A 17,355-nucleotide genomic window follows, 5' to 3' on the forward strand; every position below is an offset into this window, starting at 1 on the left:
ACTTACATCGGCGGGATCGGCGCCACTCCAATCAGACGCACGTGCAGCCAGAGCACGAAAATCACATACACGGCCAGGCCGCCGACGACGGCGATGAGATCGTTGTATCTCATGGGCGGCGGACCCGGGACGGGCCGGACCACCGGACGACGCTTCACGGAGATCAGATCGGCCACGGCCCAGATGAGAAAGCCGCCGAAGAGCAGCAAGTCCGCGAGCATGCCGTTCGCCAGCAAATGCGCGAAGGCCCACAGCTTGACCGCCGCGAGCATCGGATGCTTCACGGCCGCCTTGATGCGCCCGGGCAAGTAGGCCGCGAACAGCAGCGGAAACACCGGCAGCAGTAACAGCGCCGCGAGATGTCGCGTCCACACCGGCGGCGCATACACCAGGATGGGATCCTGGCGTGCAACACCATAGCCCCACACGAGCAATATGAATCCAACGATGGACAATAAGGTGTAGATGCCCTTGTACGCGCCCTCGCCCATCTTCTCGACGGCGCGGCTCCGGAAACCTGGCGAGAAGATCTCGACCGAGTGCACGCCCAGGAAGAGCACCAATCCCAGAACGAGATAGATCATCGCGCCCCCTGCCGAGCCGCCTCACGAATTGACTGCAAGGTTGCATTCGGCGTGATGGCTTCGGGATCGATGCGGATCTCAATCAAGGCGGGCTTGCCAGCAGCCAGCGCCCTGTCGAGCGCCGGCGCAAACTGCTCGGTCGTCTCCACCAGCTCGCCATGCGCACCGAACGCGGTTGCGTACGCAGCGAAATCGGGATTGACCAGCGAGGTGCCATGCACGCGCGCCGGATATTCACGCTCCTGATGCATGCGGATGGTGCCGTACATGTTGTTGTTGACCACGATGATGATGACGTTCAGCTGGTACTGCACGGCGGTGGCCAGTTCCTGGCCCGTCATCAGGAAACAACCGTCGCCCGCCAACGAGATGACGGTGCGATCGGGATACAACGCCTTGGCCGCGATACCCGCCGGCACGCCATACCCCATCGCTCCCGAGGTAGGCGCAAGCTGCGTTCGAAAGCCGCGATAGCGATGGAAGCGATGCGCCCAGGTCGTGTAGTTGCCCGCGCCGTTGGTGACGATCACATCCGGCGGCAGCACGCGATCCAGATGCTGGATGACATCCCACATCTGCACCTTGCCTGGAATCTGTTTGCGTTCCTGCCAGGCTCGATAGTCCTGGTTCGCGGCCGAGGCCTGCGTTTGCACGTCGACGCGAGTCAGCTTGGGCAGAACAGCGAGCGCGCTCGACATTGCCGGCATGGTCGCGTTGATCATGAGATCGGCGTGATAAAACCGCCCGAGCTCTTCAGCCTCGGGATAGATATGCACCAGGCGCTGCGCCGGCACGGGACCGGCGATCAAACCGTAGCCACTGGTCGTGATCTCACCAAGCCGCGCGCCAAGTACGATCAGCAAATCCGACGCCTTGATGCGCTCGGCGAGCTTGGGATTGATGCCGATGCCCACGTCGCCCGCATAGTTGGGATGCGCGTTGTCGAACAGATCCTGCGAGCGAAACTCACATCCCACCGGAATCTGCTGCGTCTCCGCGAAGCGTTGCAGTTGAGCACACGCTGCTTCATTCCAGCCGCTGCCGCCAGCCAACAGAAAAGGTCGCTGCGCTTCGCCCAGCATTTGCGAGAGCCTGGCGATCGCTTCTGGTGAAGGCGCGGACTCGACTCGTTGCCACGGTCGAGCGTCGGCAACCTGGGCGGTGCCGGACAGCACATCCTCGGGCAGCGCGAGCACCACCGGCCCCATGCGCCCACTGGTCGCGACTTGATAGGCACGCGCGATGAATTCGGGAATGCGATCGGTGCGATCGATCTGCGCCACCCACTTCGACATGGGGCCGAACATGCGGCGGTAATCGATCTCTTGAAACGCCTCCCGCTCCATGAAATCGGTGCCGACCTGTCCGATCAGCAGGATCATCGGCGTGGAATCCTGGAACGCTGTATGCACTCCGATCGACGCGTTGGTCGCGCCTGGCCCGCGCGTCACCAGGCAGATGCCGGGCTTGCCGGTGAGCTTGCCGTACGCCTCGGCCATGTTAGCTGCGCCATTCTCATGACGGCAGGTGATCAGGCGGATCCGATCGCGGACTGCATACAATGCGTCCAGCACCGGCAGGTAACTTTCACCGGGAACGCAAAAAGCAAGCTCGGCGCCGTGCGTGAGCAACTGGTCGACGATGAGTTGTCCGCCGGTGCGAGCGGCGGGAGTCGGGCTCGGTTTCATGGCGCCATTTTAGCGCGCCTGACTTTTACCTGCTTGCGAGCGCAATCCTCAAAGCTTCCGCCACCCCGGCCTCATCGACATGCCCGACGGTGCGACCGGCGGCTTGGATCACCTCCGGATCGGCGTTACCCATGGCGATGGGATGCCCGACGACGCGCAGCGCGGAGATATCGTTGCCCGAGTCGCCGATGTACATGACGTCTCGCATATCGATGCGGTATGCCGCAGCGATCTCACGCATCGCACTGCCCTTGCTGACACCCTTGCGCGTCAAACCGACGAAACGGACGTTGGGCATGAGCGGTGAGGTGGACTGCGCCATCTCCAGATCGGGCGGCGCTTCGATGCGCTCGGCATCTTCGGGCGAAAGCAACCACTGTCCACGCACCAGCGGCGGCAACAATGTTTCAAAAGGCCGCGGCTTGAACGGCAAGCCCAGCAAATCGGCGTGCTGACTCGCCCAAGGCGCTTCGCTTTCGACGGCGTAATCATCGTCGCCGTACAGCTCCAGCACCTGCTCGGTTTCGCGGGCCTGGCTGATCAAGCCACGCACACAACCTTCGGGCAGCGGAGTGGAACGCGACTCGCGCGTCGCAAGGTTCACGATGCTCGCGCCGTTTTGAAAGATGTGCCAACCATCGTCGTCCAGCCGACGCGCATATTCCGCAGCGACACCGAACGCGGGCCGCCCTGAACACAATGCCAGATGGATGCCCGCGGCACGCGCTTGCTCGGCGGTTTTCCACACGATGTCCGGCACTTCACCGGAGTGGCCTACCAACGTTCCATCGACATCGATGCCAATCAACGCAATCAACGGTCTCGTTCCAAATGCCAGGGCGGGTCACGCCATACTAGCGTGACCCGCCGACTCTCGGGCGACAACCTTCGTCAGATTTAGCTCACCTCGGTGTATCAGTCCCGATTGATCCAGGGCGTCGCGTCGTAGATCAGCAACTCGGCCTGGTTGTCGCCTTCGGCCATGAAGTAGCCGCGCATCGAACCGTCCTTCGACGGCTCCAGCCAGAACGCATTGTGTGTCAGCGACAGCGTGCCGGTGGCGCCCCCACCTTCGTCGATGAACAGATTCACCGGCACCTGATGCTCCAGTCGATTACGGCGCAGGTCGACCAGATCGAGGCCGCCGAAAGCGACGTTGCCACGCGGGCTGGAGTAACTCGCGACGCCGCCACACAACATGTATTCCACGCCCTGGTAATGACAATCCTGATAGTCGATATAGAACTGCGGATTGGGAACCCAATCCGATGAACGAACCTTGCTCTCGCGCCCGCGCCGGGACAGCTCCCAAGTGTATAAGCGCCGCGAACCCCAGCTCACGCCGCGCAGCGTATTGTCATGCACGTTGTGGACGATGCCGCCGATGTGATCGTCCTCGGTAAACACCAGCTCGGCGCGCAAGGTCTTGGGATCGACGCGATAAACATTGCTGCTGCTGTTGGGCCGATACTCCGCCACCGGCACCCACAGCGACTTGCCGTCGAAGTCGATGCCGCCAGGATGGTATTTGCTGCCATCGGTGAGCTCGACTTTGCCCAGCAGCTGGCCCTGCGCGTCGAACTTGAACAGCCAGCCACGGCCGGCGCCCGTCGAGCGATCGATCGTGAAGTCATACAGCGAGTCGGTCGCGGCGCCATTGCGCACCGTGCTCTCGATGACTTCGACCGCCGAAACGAAGAACGTATCGCCGATCTTGACCAAGCCCTGGGTGTGGAAGGTCTGGAAATTCATGGTCACCGACTGCACCGGCGTCCAGATCGTGTTCTTGCCCATGACCCGGAACAGCGCGGTGGTCTTGTTGTCGCGCCCCTTGGACCAGCCACGCTCGTGCTCGGAATTTCCGGCCACGGCCGTGGTGATGTAACCGCTCAGCACCAGACCGAGCGCAACGATCGGAACAACTTTCACAGCGCCTCCTTCCCACGCAACACCAGGAGGCTCGTTTATACAGAGGCAGTTTTACCGTTTTCTTGCGTCCTGCACGAAGCCGGATATTGCTTCAGGCGGCTGAAGATCGCCTTGATGGAGAATCTTTCACCCAGATTGACTTCACCGAGGCACGCCCATCAGCGCCAATCCCTGCGCGACCGAAGAAAACTCATCGCCGCCGACCAGCTTGTCCGCGCCGAATTTGCGAGCAAACAGCTGGCGCACTGCCGGCACGAGCGCCGTGCCGCCAGTCATGAACACTCGCGTGAGATCGGCAGGTTTGACGCCAGCGGTGCGCACCGCCTCGTCGGCCACGGCTTCGATGCGCGACAGATCGTCCGCGATCCACGTTTCGAAATCGGCGCGCGTCACGGTCCGATCGATTTCGACTGGGCCCGCCTTGAAGCTGAGTTGCGCCGACGCCTGCGCCGTCAACGTTTGTTTCACTCGCGACACGGCTTGAAACAACGTGAAGCCTTCTTCATTGCGAATCACATGCACCAGCCCCTCGAACGCCTGCTGATCCACCGCGGTCCGCAGGATCTCGGTGATGTGTCGCAACGTCTGCCGGTTGTTCATCATCGACAGCTGGTGCCAGCTGGAGAAGTTGGCGTAAATCCACAACGGAATGGGCAAGCGCTTGGACTCCGGCTGGAACTGCGAGCCCATGCCCAACGCCGGGCACACCGCGTTATGAACGATTTGATAATCGAAACGATCTCCCGCGATGCCAATGCCGGTCTGCGCAAGCGGCGTGAGCTTGGGCTGCTCGCCGTCGGCATCCACTTCGACGATGGAGAAGTCGCTGGTGCCGCCACCCAGGTCGGCGACCAGCACCAGATGCCGGCCTTCGGCTCTGCTCGCGAATGCGTACGCAGCGGCCTCCGGCTCGAGGCCGATGCGATCCGCTTCGCGGCCAGCGCCGGCAAACGCGGCCTTCAAACGTGTTTGCGCCAGTTGGTCGTCGGGCGAAGCGCCCGCGAACTCGATGGGCCTGCCGATGCCCAGGGGCGCATTCTGCAGCGCTTCACGCGCGCCCGTGGCGTCGTAAAGATGTTGGAGCAACGTGCCGATCAGCGACTCCAACGTGTAGGTATGGTTGAACACCTTGGTGTCGACAAAGGCGCGACTGCCGAGGAACGATTTCATCGACTGCACCAGCCGCGCCGGGCCAGTGCGAGCAATGTAGTCGGCGACGGCATCCGCACCGGCGCTGCTGATCGGTCGCTCGCGCGGATTCGGCTCGGCAGGTCGGAAACAAAGAATCGACGGCAACGCCGCGTTCTCACCGAGGCGCGATGTGACCTTCATGACCGCGGAGCTGCCGTCCGCGCCCACCATGGCAATGACGGTATTGCTGGTGCCGAAATCGACACCAATGGAAATGGGATGCATGGGAGGTGGCCCGGGTAAAGGGCCGCCCATTATAGCAGGTCGGCGGTTTGCGGCCGCCTACCTCCCGAAGCCACTGTGCTACACGCGCGCAAATTCCATGATCCAGTTCGGTTCCCAAGTCGCGCCGCCATCGGCGGAGAACGCCTGCTCCCAGCGCGCGCTGCGCGCCTGAATGTGTGACCACAAGAAACGAATGCGAATTGGCCGGCCCGCGAACACATCTTCGCCGTAGAACGTGCCGACACCGTTGCTGAATACTCCGTGCACCGGCTGATCGAGCTTGGGATCGCGCGCATCGATCCAGTAGATGCTCCACCGCGCCTGTGTCGGATTGAACATGCGCACCGTGCACGCTTCGTATGTTCCCTGCGGCAGCTCGATCACGTTCTCATCGAAGTTGCCCAAGCCGCCGAGAATGGGCTTGGCCGACATGGTGCCGCCGAAACGAACCCAATCGTTGCTGCCCTTCAGGCGTTGCGCGAGCCGCTGATGCGACACGCGCCAGCTGCCGTGCAGAAAGTCGAAGTCGCTGGCGCCGTTGGGCAAAGACTGGGCGGTGGACGTCATTCCTGCGACCTCTTCGGGTTGTCGAGCCGGATTGCTGGAGAGCTTGCGTTCTGGTGTGGCGTTGGCGGCGTACGCAACCATTGGGAGCAGGCCAGTTGCTTGTAGCAATGTACGCCGCGAGATGGCTGAGCTCATTCCGTTGTCGCCTTCGTTCCTGTCGGGGCGGCATTCCATCGTGACGGCGACCAAGGGTCAACGCCAGATCCGGACAGGCACACGCCAGAAAAGGACACGCGTAAACATGACAAGTTGTGGTCGCCGGCCTCGATCGGCACACTGACCAGCGCCGACGCGCGACGTTGCAGTTGGAAGCAAGCGATGGACGACTGGGTTTTGAATGCATTGAAACGTTGGCCCAACGTGCCGGCGCTGTTCGGCTGGCTCGGGCTGGACCGCCGCGGGCGCTGGCTCGTGCAAGGCGAAACCATCAGTCACCCGCGCATCATCGAAGTCATCAACCGCAACTACGCGGCGGACCAGCACGGCCGCTGGTATTTTCAAAATGGGCCGCAGCGCGGCTACATGCAATTGGAGTCCACGCCGTACATATTGAGGGTCGCCGACGACGGCGAGCGCTTGATGACTCACACCGCACTGGTGGTCGAGCAGACGCGCGCTGCTTATTTAGATGAGGAAGGCGCACTCGTGCTGGTCACCGAGCATGGCCCCGGTGAGATCTCTGGGACGGATCTTGCGTGGGTGCTGGATCGCATGTGCATCGACGGTCAGCCGGTCGACGACGACGCACTCGCTGCAGCGTTGGAGTTGCCGTCGGGAACGACAACCAAAATCACGATCGCGCTCGGAGCCTCTCAGCTGCCGCTACATCGGCTGGATTTCGCAGACGCGCCCGCAATGCTGGGGTACGAACGCACACCAACACCACGCGAAGGCGAGAAGGTCGCGACGCGTGCGATGGATTAGGTGAGGCTAGCGCGGTCTTGCGCCGACCTTCGCGTATTCCTCGATCAACGTCCCATAGTCCTCGACTGGCGGGAAAGCGTCGTAACTATGCTTCGCGCCCGTCGCGACCAATGGCAGTCGCGCCTGCGTGTATGTTTCGATGAATGGCGTCACCCACGATGCATCTTCCAGCATGGTCGGCCGCACATTGACGAACTGATCCATGCCTTCGGGACGGGTGAACATCCAGCTCTTGCAGTGCCCACAGAAATAATGCCGCGTCGGACCGTGCAGTCCGCCGATGACCGGCTCGCCTTGCGTAACGGCAAAACCCGGCGTAGGAATCGCAATGCTGAGCGAATACGCGCTGGCGCTCATCCGCTGACAGCCTTTGCAATGACACGCCATGCTCAGCAGCGGCGGCGCGCTGATTCGGAGGCGCACTAGTCCACAGCGGCATGCGCCATCCCAGGGAAGTTTCCAGTCGTTCATGTTCGCAGATCCGTCAGAGTCGCCGCACTGTAAGCTAGTCGACCGAGAAAAGCATCGCAGGCGGCAAGCTTCGAATTGCGAGGATTCACGGGATTTTCACGCCGCGTATCACCCGCCAATCACGACGGACCGGCACTGTTGCGGGTCTTGAAGCAAACAACGTTGGGGAACTGTTATGAGCTCGAGAACCCACCTGGCCCTGGCCCTGTCAGTCGCGACCGCACTGGCGAGCGCCGCCGCATACGCTCAAACGCCGGTCCACAAACACTACCAGGAGCACGAAACCTTCGACTCCCGCTCACCCTCCGGCGCCATCGCGCCGCGATTGCAGAATGTCGGGAAACACACCTTCAAGGTCACGACCTCCTCCGAGCAGGCGCAGCGCTTCATCAATCAAGGGCTGAACCTCACCTACGGCTTCAATCACGCCGAAGCCGGCCGCGCCTTCGCCGAAGCCGCGCGGCTCGACCCCGACGCCGCGATGGCCTACTGGGGACAGGCGCTGGTGCTCGGCCCGAACATCAATGCCCCGATGGCGCCAGAAGAAGAGCCCAAGGCGCTGGCCCACATTCGCAAGGCGCAGTCGTTGAAGCACAAAGTCTCGCAACGTGAGCGCGACTACATCGACGCGCTGGCGCTGCGCTTCACGGGCAAGCCCGAAGATCGCGCCGCCTCCGATCAGGCCTATGCCGGCGCGATGCGCATCCTGCACGAGACCTATCCGGACGATCAGGACGCCGCGACTTTGTACGCCGAGGCGGTGATGGACCTGCGCCCGTGGAATTACTGGACGCGCGACGGTCGTCCATATGAGCAAACTCACGACATCATCAAAGCGCTCGACGGCGTGCTCGCGAAAAATCCGGACCACCCCGGCGCGCTGCATTACTGGATCCATCTGTGGGAGGCGAGCAACACGCCGGAGAAAGCCGAAGCCGCGGCTGACCGTCTACTGCCGCTCGCGCCGGCGGCGGGTCACCTGGTGCATATGCCGGGGCATATCTACCAGCGCGTGGGCCGTTATGCCGACGCCATGAAAGCCAACCAGATGGCGATCCTGGCCGACGAGGACTACATCACTCAGTGCCGCGCTCAGGGTCTATATCCGCTCGGCTATTACCCGCACAACGTGCACTTCCTGTGGTTCGCCGCCAGCATGGCGGGCCAGAGCAAGATCGCCATCGATGCGGCCTACAAGACCGCGCAGGCGATTCCGCCGGCCGCGCTTAAGGAGTTGCCGATCCTGCAGAGCTTCACGCTCACGCCGGACTACGCACTGGTGCGCTTCGGCAAGTGGGACGAAATCCTGGCGGCGCCGGCGCCGCGCGTGGACACGATGTTCACCCGCGGTGTTCGTCACTACGCGCGCGGCATGGCCTTCATCCGGAAGAAAGATTTCGGGGCGGCGGAAAAGGAAATCGCGGCCGTGCGCCAGCTCGCTCAGGATCCGAAGCTGATCGAAACGCCGTCGTCGATGTCGCTGAACCTGGCGGACTCGGTGTTGCGAGTCGCGGTGGAAGTTCTCAGTGGCGAACTGGCCGCTGCGAAAGGCAACTACGACACAGCCATCGCGCATCTCGATCGCGCCGTGCGTTATCACGACAACCTGGTCTACACCGAGCCCGACGATTGGCATCAGCCAGTGCGCCATGTGCTCGGCGCGGTGTTGCTGGAGGCAGGTCGACCTGCGGAAGCCGAAGCGGTCTATTGGGAAGATCTGCGCCGCAATCCCAAGAACGGCTGGGCGCTGTTCGGCTTGAACAAGGCGCTGCTGGCGCAGAACAAGCTCGAGCAAGCCAAGCTGGTCGAAGCCGACTTCAAGCAGGTCTGGGCCGATGCGGACGTGACTTTGACGGCGTCACGCTTCTAACGTTGCCATCATGAGTGGCCTGAGAATCATCCCACCACTCGCGGCGCTGCTGTGGCTCACCACCGCGGCAGCGCCGGTCAACGCCGATGGACCCGGGGCTTATCGTCCGGCGAAGCCGCGTCCTGCTCTGCCGGCGCCGCTCTCCGAGCAAAGCGCCATCGATGCCTACACGCTGGGCTACGCAGCCATTCAACGCGCCGATCATTCGCAGGCGCTGGCCGAGGCTTCGTCGTCTGATGCCGAGAAAGAAGAAGCCCAGCGCGCCGCGCGTGGCTTCTACAAGGAATCGCTCGGGCATTTCCAGGAAGCCATTCGTCTCGATGGCTCCATGCACGAGGCGTACACATATCTGGGTTATGCCCATCGCAAGCTGGGGAATCACGCCGAGGCGCTCGCCGCATATGAGCAAGCGTTGCGGATCTTTCCCGACTATCCGCATGCGATCGAGTATCAAGGGCAGGCCTATCTCGGAATGAAGCGGCTCGAAGAAGCCCGCTTCAACTATCTCCGGTTGTATGCGCTCAACAAAGGCCAGGCGGCCAAGTTGCTACAAGCGATGCGCGCGTGGGTGGAAGCTCATCGCAGCGAAGCCGAGACCAACGATTTCGCCGAGTGGGTCGCGCGTCGCTCCGAGATCACGCGCGGCGACGTTCCATCGTCCAGCTGGTGATTCGGATCAGACCGTGATCTCGATGCGATTGCCATCGGGATCCAGCACCACACTCTCGTAGTAACCATCGCCGGTGCGCCGCGGACCATCCAGCACCGGATAGCCATCGTCCTTCAACCGCTGAGTGAGCTCATCGACGCGCGCTTCGGAGCCCACCGACAGGGCGAAGTGCGTCAGCCCCATGCGCTGCGCGCCCGGCTCGAGCACCACCGGCTCGAGCTTGCTGGTCTTCATGAACTCGAGCCGCGCGCCTTCGCTGAAACTGAGGAACACGGATTCGAAGCCCTTCGCCGGATTGCGATAGCCGCTGCCCGGCACAGCGTCGAAATACGTGACGTAAAAATTCCTGACACGGTCCAGATTGTCGGTCCAGAGGGCGAGATGTTCGATGCGCATCATGAACGGCATTTTAATCGGAAACTGGAAAGTTTTCCGTCACTCGCCCTTCAGTGTCAGAAACATTGACAGCCCAATCGATGACTTTGTGAAGCCAGTCTGTTTTCACCGACGAATGTGTATGGTCGGATGGATCCACGCAGACGTGATGCTCATTGAGCAGCGGCAGAAGCGAAGAGCGAAAAAAACGCTCGCGATGTGTAAAGGAATCGGACACATGCGTAGCAACTGCTGTCGGAATTCATAACAGCACTCCACAGGATTGAACATGGCACGGCAGATCGGCAACTTCACCCATTCATTACTGAGCCTTTCAGTGCTGGCGCTGCTGAGTGCGTGCGGGGGCCCGGCGGTCACCGAGAATCCGCTGCCAGTCGGCAACTCCGGCCCGCCGAGCGGCGCCAACCCGAACTTCCCGAACAATCCGGGCACCAACAATCCCACGCCCAACACGCCGGTCCCGCCGGATGCGCCGAACCTCGTGGGCGAGCTGGCCACTGCCAACGCCAACCCGGCCGTGCTGAGCACCACGCGCACCACGGTTTACGAATTGATTGCACCAGCGCTCGGCGCTGGCGGCTGGCAACCGACCGCGTTGCTCGAGACGAGCGATGAAGCGACTCGCACTCCGCAGGTGGCGTTCGACCGTGCCGGCAACGGCTTCGCCGTGTGGGCCCAGGGCAGCGACGTGATCGCGCGCCGTTACGACGGTGCTTCCGGCACGTGGGGCGAACCCGCCCTGCTGGACGACAGCGCCGAGTTTGCAGACCGGGTGCGCGTCGCGGTCGATCGTGACAGTGGCAACGCCTTCGCCATCTGGACGCAAAGCGACGGCGCCGCTGTATCGTTGTATGCCAGCCGCTTCAACACGCTCACCAATACCTGGAGCGATGCGGAGTTGCTGGAGACCGCCGCGGGCGCCGTCAACAACGGTGAAGACAACTCCTTCGTCGCCCTCGAAGGCGGCCACGGCGCGGTGGTCTGGCTCCAGAACGACGGCGCGGCCTTGAACATCTACCTGTCGCGCCTGGTCGGTGGCAGCTGGACGACGCCGGTGCTGGTGGAAGAAAGCAGCGAAGCCGGCGAACAACCCAAGGTCGCTATCGACAGCAGCGGCAATGTCACCGTGGCCTGGCGTCAACGCGACCCTGTATCCGGAGCTCGCCGCATTTACTCGCGTCGCTGGGACTCGACGACCCAGGCCTTCGGCTCGGTGATGGCGATGAACGACAGCGGCGATCGTCACCCCCGCCTGCAGTTCGACGCCGCCGGCAACGGCTTCCTGGCCTGGCGCGGCAGTGGTTTCTTCACGCGCCGCTTCGACGCGGCCAGCGGCCAATGGAGCGGCGAGCTCGCGCTGAACAATCCCGGCGCCGGCGGGGAAAGCGGCGAGATTTCAGTGGACGAGCATGGCAACGCCATGGCCGCCTGGATCGAGAACAATGCCGGCAACAGCTACATCTATGTACGGCGCTACAACGCCGCGGCGAACTCGTGGGGCGATGCGGAACTGCTCGACACCTCCAGCAATGTGGTCTCGCTGGTGGTGAGCATGAGCGGCGACGACGCGGTGGTGAGCTGGCTGCGTCTCAACGAGTCCAGGCGCGAGGATGTTTATTCGATCAAGCAGACGGACGGCGTGTGGGAACAGGTACGACTGCTCGAAACGCGCAACGGGTCGGCCTCGCAGCTGAGCTCCACCATCAACTCCGCCGGCAATGCGGCAGTGGTGTGGACTCAGTCGGACGATTCGAATCTTTCCATCTTCGAAGCGCGCCATCTCAGCCCGAACCTGGTGGTTGCCGCCGGCGATACCTGGCAATCGCTCGCGAATGATCTGTATGGAGTGAATGCAGTCGAAGCCGGCCTGGCCCTGCAAGCTGCCATGGGTGGCGGCGAGCTCAGCGAAGGCATGATCCTGAGTGGCTTCCCGGACACGCTGACCGTGACGGTCACCGTCCCTGGCTTCTATACCGTGCTCGCAACGGACACGTGGGCTCACGTCGCGGCCACCGTGTATGGCGTGACCGACGTAGCGGCGATCAACCAGCTGCGAGCCGCGCTTGGCAACCCGACGCTCGCCGCGGGTCTGCAGCTCGTCGTGCCGAGCTCGTTCACATACATCACCTCGGCGAATTTCAGTGCGCCGCTGGATTGGAGCCGTGTCAACACCACGGCGACCGAGTACTACTCGCTCGACTCGAGCCTGCTCACGGTGCCGCTGAACGACTGGTCGGCAGAGCAGGCGCTCGAAACGAGTAACCAGCCGGCGACCCAGCCGCGAGTCGCCTTCGACGCGCAAGACAACGGCATCGTGGTGTGGGCGCAGGGCAGCGACGTGATCGCCCGTCGTTACATCGCCGGCTCGGGCTGGGGCGCGCCCACCGTGCTGGACACGAACCCGAACGCGACCCAGAAGCCGCGCATCGCGATGGATCGCACCACCGGCAACGCCATCGTGTCCTGGATACAAAGCGACGGCGGCGCCCATTCGATGTATGTGAGCACCTTCGATGCGAGCAGCAACACGTGGAGTGTCGCGATGCTGCTCGAAAATAGTAACAATCCCCTAAACACCGTCTGGACGCCTGCAGTGTCGATCAACGGCGAACATGGCATGGCGACCTGGCTGCAGGCTTCCGATGCAGATCCCAATACGGATATCGACTATGTTTATCTGTCACGCCTGGTCGCAGGGACGTGGACGACGCCGGTCCGTCTCGACACCGGCACGCAGGGCGGCATGCAGATCGAAGGCGTGGTCGACGCCAACGGCAACGTGACTGTGTCGTGGCGGCAATTGAATTCGGCTGTCGGCGAACATATCGCCACTCGCCGTTGGGACAACACGGCGTTGGCGCTCGGTCCGGTGATGCGCATGAGCGTCGATGGCGACCGCCAGGGCAAGATCGGCCAGGATGCCCAAGGCAACGCCATTCTGCTATGGCGTGGCGCTGGCGTGAGGGTGCGCCACTACGACGTCGCGACAGATCAGTGGGGCCCGCAGCAGATCCTGACGTCTTTCCCCGAGGCCGGCCTCGCCGAACTGTCAGTTTCCCCTTCGGGCAACGCGCTGGCTGCCTGGCCGGAAACGGTCGACGGCGTGAGCACGATGTACGCTCGCCATTACAATGCCTCTACCGGTACGTGGAGCCCGGCGACGGCAATCGGCAGCGGTGGCGCCGTCAAGGTCACCGTATCGCTGGTGGGCGACAGCGGCGTGGTTGGCTGGGTGACCGACAATGGCTCGGGCGGCGGCGTGGATGTTTATGCGGCCCGCTACCAGGATGGCGTGTGGGGTGCGGCGACTCTGATGGAAACTATGCCGAGCGGCGCGGACGACGTGAGCGCATCCATCGACGGCAGTAACAATGCCACCGTGGTCTGGCAGGTGACCGACAACGCGGCGCCTTCCATCTACTACTCCCGCTCGAACAGCACGCCGTATTACCTCGTGCCGGCCGGCGCCACCTGGCAATCGCTCGCCGCCACTCTGTACGGTGTCGATTCCGAGGCCGCGGCCGAGGCGCTGGAAGCGGCCATGGGACAACCCACGCTCAGCACGGGCCTGCATCTGCAGGGACCGCCGGCCACGCTGGTGGTCACGCCGGAAGTGCCGACTTATTACATCGTCCAGAGCGGCGACACGTGGCAGGGCATCGCACTGGCGTTGTATGGAACCGATCGTAGCGAAGCGGCGACGGCACTGTGGAATTACGTAGGCCGACCGAGCTTGACGGTCGGTCAAACGTTGGCGATCCCAAGCCAGCTGGATTACACGATCAACGAAGAATAACAAACGTTTCGAGGGCGAACCGAACTGCGCCCCGCCGCAAGGCGGGGCGGTTTTGTTTCAGCCGCTCGGGTTTCGGCAGCCCGGAACGGGATGTCAGCCGCTGGCCTGGGCTTGTTTCCACTCGCGCGGAGTCAATCCGCTTTGCACTTTGAAGGCCCGCGACAGCGCGGCCTCGCTGCCGTACCCCACTTCCACCGCGATCATCTTGAGTGGTCGCCCCTGCCGCAGCGCCTGCTGAGCCAGGCTGACACGCCAATTTTGCAAATATGCCCCCGGCGTAACACCCACGGTTTCCCGGAACGCGTTGGCAAACACACTCCGCGACATGCTTGCGGTATCGGCGAGCTCATCCAGCGACCATTCATGCGCGGGCCGCTCGTGCATGGCGACCAGCGCGTGCCGCAGCTTCGGATGCGACATGCCCGCCAGCATGCCGCTGCGAATCTGTCCGCTTTCCATCAAGTGACGCAGCACCTGGATGAGCACCACCTCGAACAGCCGGTTGACCAGGGCCCGCCGACCGCAACGCTCGTTGAACGCCTCGTCGAACAACAAGGCCAACACGCCTGCCGCGCCCTCGATTTCCACCAGCGGTATACAGATGACCGGCGGTAACGCCGCCGCCACCGGATTGGCGATCCCGCCGTCGAAATGTAAATTCGCGCAGGCCAGGTCGGCGCCGCGAGTCGCATCGGTGACGAACCGGTGCTTCAAGGGGCGCGGATACAGCAACAGACTCGGTGCCGTGATGTGCAGCGGAGCTTCGCCTTCGTGGGTGACCTCGACCGGCCCCATCTTGATGAGGTGCAACTGTCCCGCTTCCGGCACCATCGGCACTTCGTTGAGCCCGCACAGCGCTCCCGAGTGAAACATGCGGGCGTGCACCGCGAAGTGCGAGAGCAAGGACTCCAGACGATCGGGCATTCCGAGATTCCTGATCAAGTTTTCCAGATTTTAGGTGAGCCCGGAACCGGCCGGCGCGCGTACAGTGCTCCTCACCCAATGACGCAACACCTCAAAGGAGCACGTCAATGTCGATCGAGAAAGTCCTTTATACCGCACAAGCCACAGCCACCGGCGGCCGCGACGGCCGCGCCGCGTCCTCGGACGGCGTACTCAATGTCCAACTTTCCACCCCGCGCGAGCTGGGCGGTGCGGGCGGCCCGGGCACCAACCCGGAGCAGCTGTTCGCCGCCGGTTATTCGGCCTGCTTTCTCGGCGCGCTGAAGTTTGTGGCTGGTAAGGAAAAGGTCGCGCTGCCGGCGGATACCAGCATCACCGGCAAGGTGGGCATCGGCCCCGTCCCGACCGGTTTTGCCATCCAGGCCGAGCTGCGGATCAAAGCGCCTGGCCTGCCGCGTGACCAGGTGCAAGCGCTGGTCGATAAGGCGCACATCGTGTGCCCGTATTCGAATGCGACCCGCGGCAACATCGATGTGACGCTGGTCGTCGAGGAATAAGTTCCTCCGTGACTCGGACCGGCTGTTCAGCGAGTCAATCCTCGCTGAACAGCGCGGTGTAGCGTCGCTGCATTTCCTCCGGAGTCACATCTTCGATGTGACCGCCAAGCAGCCACTCGTGACCGAACGGGTCGCGGACCGTACCGGAGCGCTCGCCGTAGAACTGATCCTGTAGAGGGCGCACGACAGTGGCGCCGGCCGCGACTGCCTGCTCGAACAGTCGATCGACGTCGCTGACGTGGATATGGATCGACACGCTGGTTCCACCGATCGTGCGCGGCCCGCGAATGCCGTACTCCGGATACTCATCCGACAACATGAGGGTGACCGCACCGATCTTGATCTCGGCGTGGCCGACGCGACCACTGGGCTCGACCAGCCGGAACAACTCCTTCGCGCCGAAGGCCCGCGCATAAAAGTCGATGGCTGCCGCTGTGTCATGCAGACGCAGATAAGCATACACATCGTGAATGGTCAGCTCGCCGTCTTGGCGGGTCTGCTTGCTCATCACCGAATCTCCCGAACGCTGTGGCACTTCTGCAAGTGTCACAGTCGGCCGTGGCTAGCGTCTTGAAAGTTTTTTACCCGGGCTTGCTGCCCCGCGCGCTGGGTCGACCACATGATGATGCTCGCTCCCGGGGGCGCTCGGGCGATAGCGCGCAGGTGTCACCCCGCCCAGGTCGCGAAACTCTCTGGAGAAGTGCGCCTGATCCGAATAGCCGGCCGCCAGTGCGATATCTGCGAGCCGCGCATCGCCCGCAGCCAGGCGGAGCAACGCGCCCGAAAAGCGCCGGATGCGATAGTAATGCTTCGGCGTCAAGCCGACGGCCGCTTGAAACAGCTCGATGAAATGTCGCGCACTGTAGCCGCTGTGCTGCTGGATCTCATCGACGCGGCGAGGCGACGGACTGGTTCCATTCGGGCGCAATGCATACGCGACCGCTGGATGAATCAGCAGCGGCCGATGGATCCTCGCGATCAGCTCGGCTTCCAGCGCCCGGCAGATATCGTGCGGATCGCGGATCGACGCCAGCCGCTGGTGCAGGTCGAGTCCCCGATAGCCCCACAGATCTTCGATGGAAACATGACGATCGCGCAGCTCATGCAAAGACGCGCCGAGGATGGCCGCGCCCATCCCCGGCCGGAACGACGCGCCGACCACGATACCCGGCGGCTTGGGACCGGCCATGTAGTAGCGCGACTGAGGACCGTGAATGACTCCCCGCGTCCAGGAGCTCCATGCGACGTTGTTGCCGGGCTCGGCCCATTGAATGGGCAAGTCATGCAACGTCATCACCAGTTGAGCCTGACCGGAAGGCAGCATGTGCTCGCACGCGGGGGCATGCACCGTCCGCCGCGTCAGCCAGATGCAATCGATGGCGGCGTCCAGCGGCGGACCCGGACAGTATCGGATGAACATGCCGCCTCCTTTCACTGGCGCATTGCCCTGGTCCCTATTTATACTCCACGCACCTTGTGAGCGCTCTGTCCGGAGCATTCGAGCTCACCTTTCCCTGACTTCATCCGAATCCATGTGAATGCATGTCCCTGCCCGCCGGTCGCGGGTGGCGACGACCCGTTGTT

The 17,355-nt window shown here is 62.9% G+C and carries 16 protein-coding genes; 5 read left to right on the forward strand and 11 right to left on the reverse strand.

The window, feature by feature from the left end; translation table 11 throughout:
* Positions 1–2 precede the first annotated feature (2 nt).
* From JM946_RS21620 to JM946_RS21645, 6 genes are all read right to left on the reverse strand, one after another.
* Positions 3–584 (reverse strand): NnrU family protein, encoded by a 582-nt coding sequence (locus tag JM946_RS21620; protein WP_203169455.1) that lies wholly within the window; start codon positions 582–584, stop codon positions 3–5.
* On the reverse strand, positions 581–2,272 hold the full coding sequence (locus JM946_RS21625; RefSeq protein WP_203169456.1) for a thiamine pyrophosphate-binding protein: 1,692 nt from the start codon (positions 2,270–2,272) through the stop codon (positions 581–583). The genes JM946_RS21620 and JM946_RS21625 overlap by 4 nt, the downstream gene beginning before the upstream one ends.
* Positions 2,273–2,297: 25 nt before the next feature.
* Entirely contained in the window at positions 2,298–3,089 is a 792-nt protein-coding gene (locus JM946_RS21630; RefSeq protein WP_203169457.1) for a Cof-type HAD-IIB family hydrolase, read from the reverse strand.
* Positions 3,090–3,187: 98 nt separating this feature from the next.
* Positions 3,188–4,201, reverse strand: a complete 1,014-nt coding sequence (locus JM946_RS21635) for a DUF6454 family protein (protein ID WP_203169458.1) — start codon at positions 4,199–4,201, stop codon at positions 3,188–3,190.
* A gap of 141 nt (positions 4,202–4,342) precedes the next feature.
* Positions 4,343–5,617 carry an Hsp70 family protein gene (locus tag JM946_RS21640; RefSeq protein WP_203169459.1) on the reverse strand — a complete coding sequence of 425 codons (1,275 nt, stop codon included), beginning with the start codon at positions 5,615–5,617 and terminating at the stop codon, positions 4,343–4,345.
* 78 nt (positions 5,618–5,695) lie between these two features.
* Positions 5,696–6,184 (reverse strand): hypothetical protein, encoded by a 489-nt coding sequence (locus tag JM946_RS21645; RefSeq protein ID WP_203169460.1) that lies wholly within the window; start codon positions 6,182–6,184, stop codon positions 5,696–5,698.
* A 318-nt stretch (positions 6,185–6,502) separates the two neighbouring features.
* On the opposite strand from JM946_RS21645, the gene JM946_RS21650 reads away from it, so the two are divergent.
* Positions 6,503–7,108, forward strand: a complete 606-nt coding sequence (locus tag JM946_RS21650; protein WP_203169461.1) for a DUF2946 family protein — start codon at positions 6,503–6,505, stop codon at positions 7,106–7,108.
* Between the two features lie 6 nt (positions 7,109–7,114).
* Here JM946_RS21650 and JM946_RS21655 read toward each other — a convergent pair whose 3' ends face one another.
* Complete coding sequence (locus tag JM946_RS21655; protein WP_203169462.1) at positions 7,115–7,579, reverse strand: GFA family protein; 465 nt, start codon at positions 7,577–7,579, stop codon at positions 7,115–7,117.
* Between the two features lie 175 nt (positions 7,580–7,754).
* Between JM946_RS21655 and JM946_RS21660 the strand changes: the two genes are divergently transcribed.
* Together JM946_RS21660 and JM946_RS21665 are read left to right on the forward strand one after the other, a co-directional pair.
* Positions 7,755–9,449, forward strand: a complete 1,695-nt coding sequence (locus tag JM946_RS21660) for a hypothetical protein (protein WP_203169463.1) — start codon at positions 7,755–7,757, stop codon at positions 9,447–9,449.
* A 10-nt stretch (positions 9,450–9,459) separates the two neighbouring features.
* Positions 9,460–10,119, forward strand: a complete 660-nt coding sequence (locus JM946_RS21665) for a tetratricopeptide repeat protein (protein ID WP_203169464.1) — start codon at positions 9,460–9,462, stop codon at positions 10,117–10,119.
* 6 nt (positions 10,120–10,125) lie between these two features.
* On the opposite strand, the gene JM946_RS21670 is transcribed toward JM946_RS21665, so the two are convergent.
* A complete protein-coding gene (locus tag JM946_RS21670) occupies positions 10,126–10,515 on the reverse strand; it encodes a VOC family protein (RefSeq protein ID WP_203169859.1) in 390 nt (129 codons plus the stop codon).
* Positions 10,516–10,783: 268 nt separating this feature from the next.
* Here JM946_RS21670 and JM946_RS21675 point away from each other — a divergent pair, with 268 nt between their 5' ends.
* Positions 10,784–14,311, forward strand: coding sequence for a LysM peptidoglycan-binding domain-containing protein (locus tag JM946_RS21675; protein ID WP_203169465.1), 3,528 nt, complete (start codon positions 10,784–10,786; stop codon positions 14,309–14,311).
* A 93-nt stretch (positions 14,312–14,404) separates the two neighbouring features.
* Here JM946_RS21675 and JM946_RS21680 read toward each other — a convergent pair whose 3' ends face one another.
* Positions 14,405–15,235, reverse strand: a complete 831-nt coding sequence (locus JM946_RS21680; protein ID WP_203169466.1) for an AraC family transcriptional regulator — start codon at positions 15,233–15,235, stop codon at positions 14,405–14,407.
* A gap of 107 nt (positions 15,236–15,342) precedes the next feature.
* On the opposite strand from JM946_RS21680, the gene JM946_RS21685 reads away from it, so the two are divergent.
* Positions 15,343–15,771 carry an organic hydroperoxide resistance protein gene (locus JM946_RS21685; protein ID WP_203169467.1) on the forward strand — a complete coding sequence of 143 codons (429 nt, stop codon included), beginning with the start codon at positions 15,343–15,345 and terminating at the stop codon, positions 15,769–15,771.
* Between the two features lie 34 nt (positions 15,772–15,805).
* Here the strand turns inward: JM946_RS21685 and JM946_RS21690 are convergent, their stop codons facing one another.
* Both JM946_RS21690 and JM946_RS21695 read right to left on the reverse strand, forming a co-directional pair.
* Positions 15,806–16,279, reverse strand: a complete 474-nt coding sequence (locus JM946_RS21690) for a VOC family protein (RefSeq protein WP_203169468.1) — start codon at positions 16,277–16,279, stop codon at positions 15,806–15,808.
* Between the two features lie 54 nt (positions 16,280–16,333).
* Positions 16,334–17,191 carry a helix-turn-helix transcriptional regulator gene (locus JM946_RS21695; protein ID WP_203169469.1) on the reverse strand — a complete coding sequence of 286 codons (858 nt, stop codon included), beginning with the start codon at positions 17,189–17,191 and terminating at the stop codon, positions 16,334–16,336.
* Positions 17,192–17,355: the final 164 nt, after the last annotated feature.

Origin of the sequence: Steroidobacter gossypii (assembly GCF_016801985.1) — a bacterium.
Taxonomy (GTDB): Bacteria; Pseudomonadota; Gammaproteobacteria; order Steroidobacterales; family Steroidobacteraceae; genus Steroidobacter; species Steroidobacter gossypii.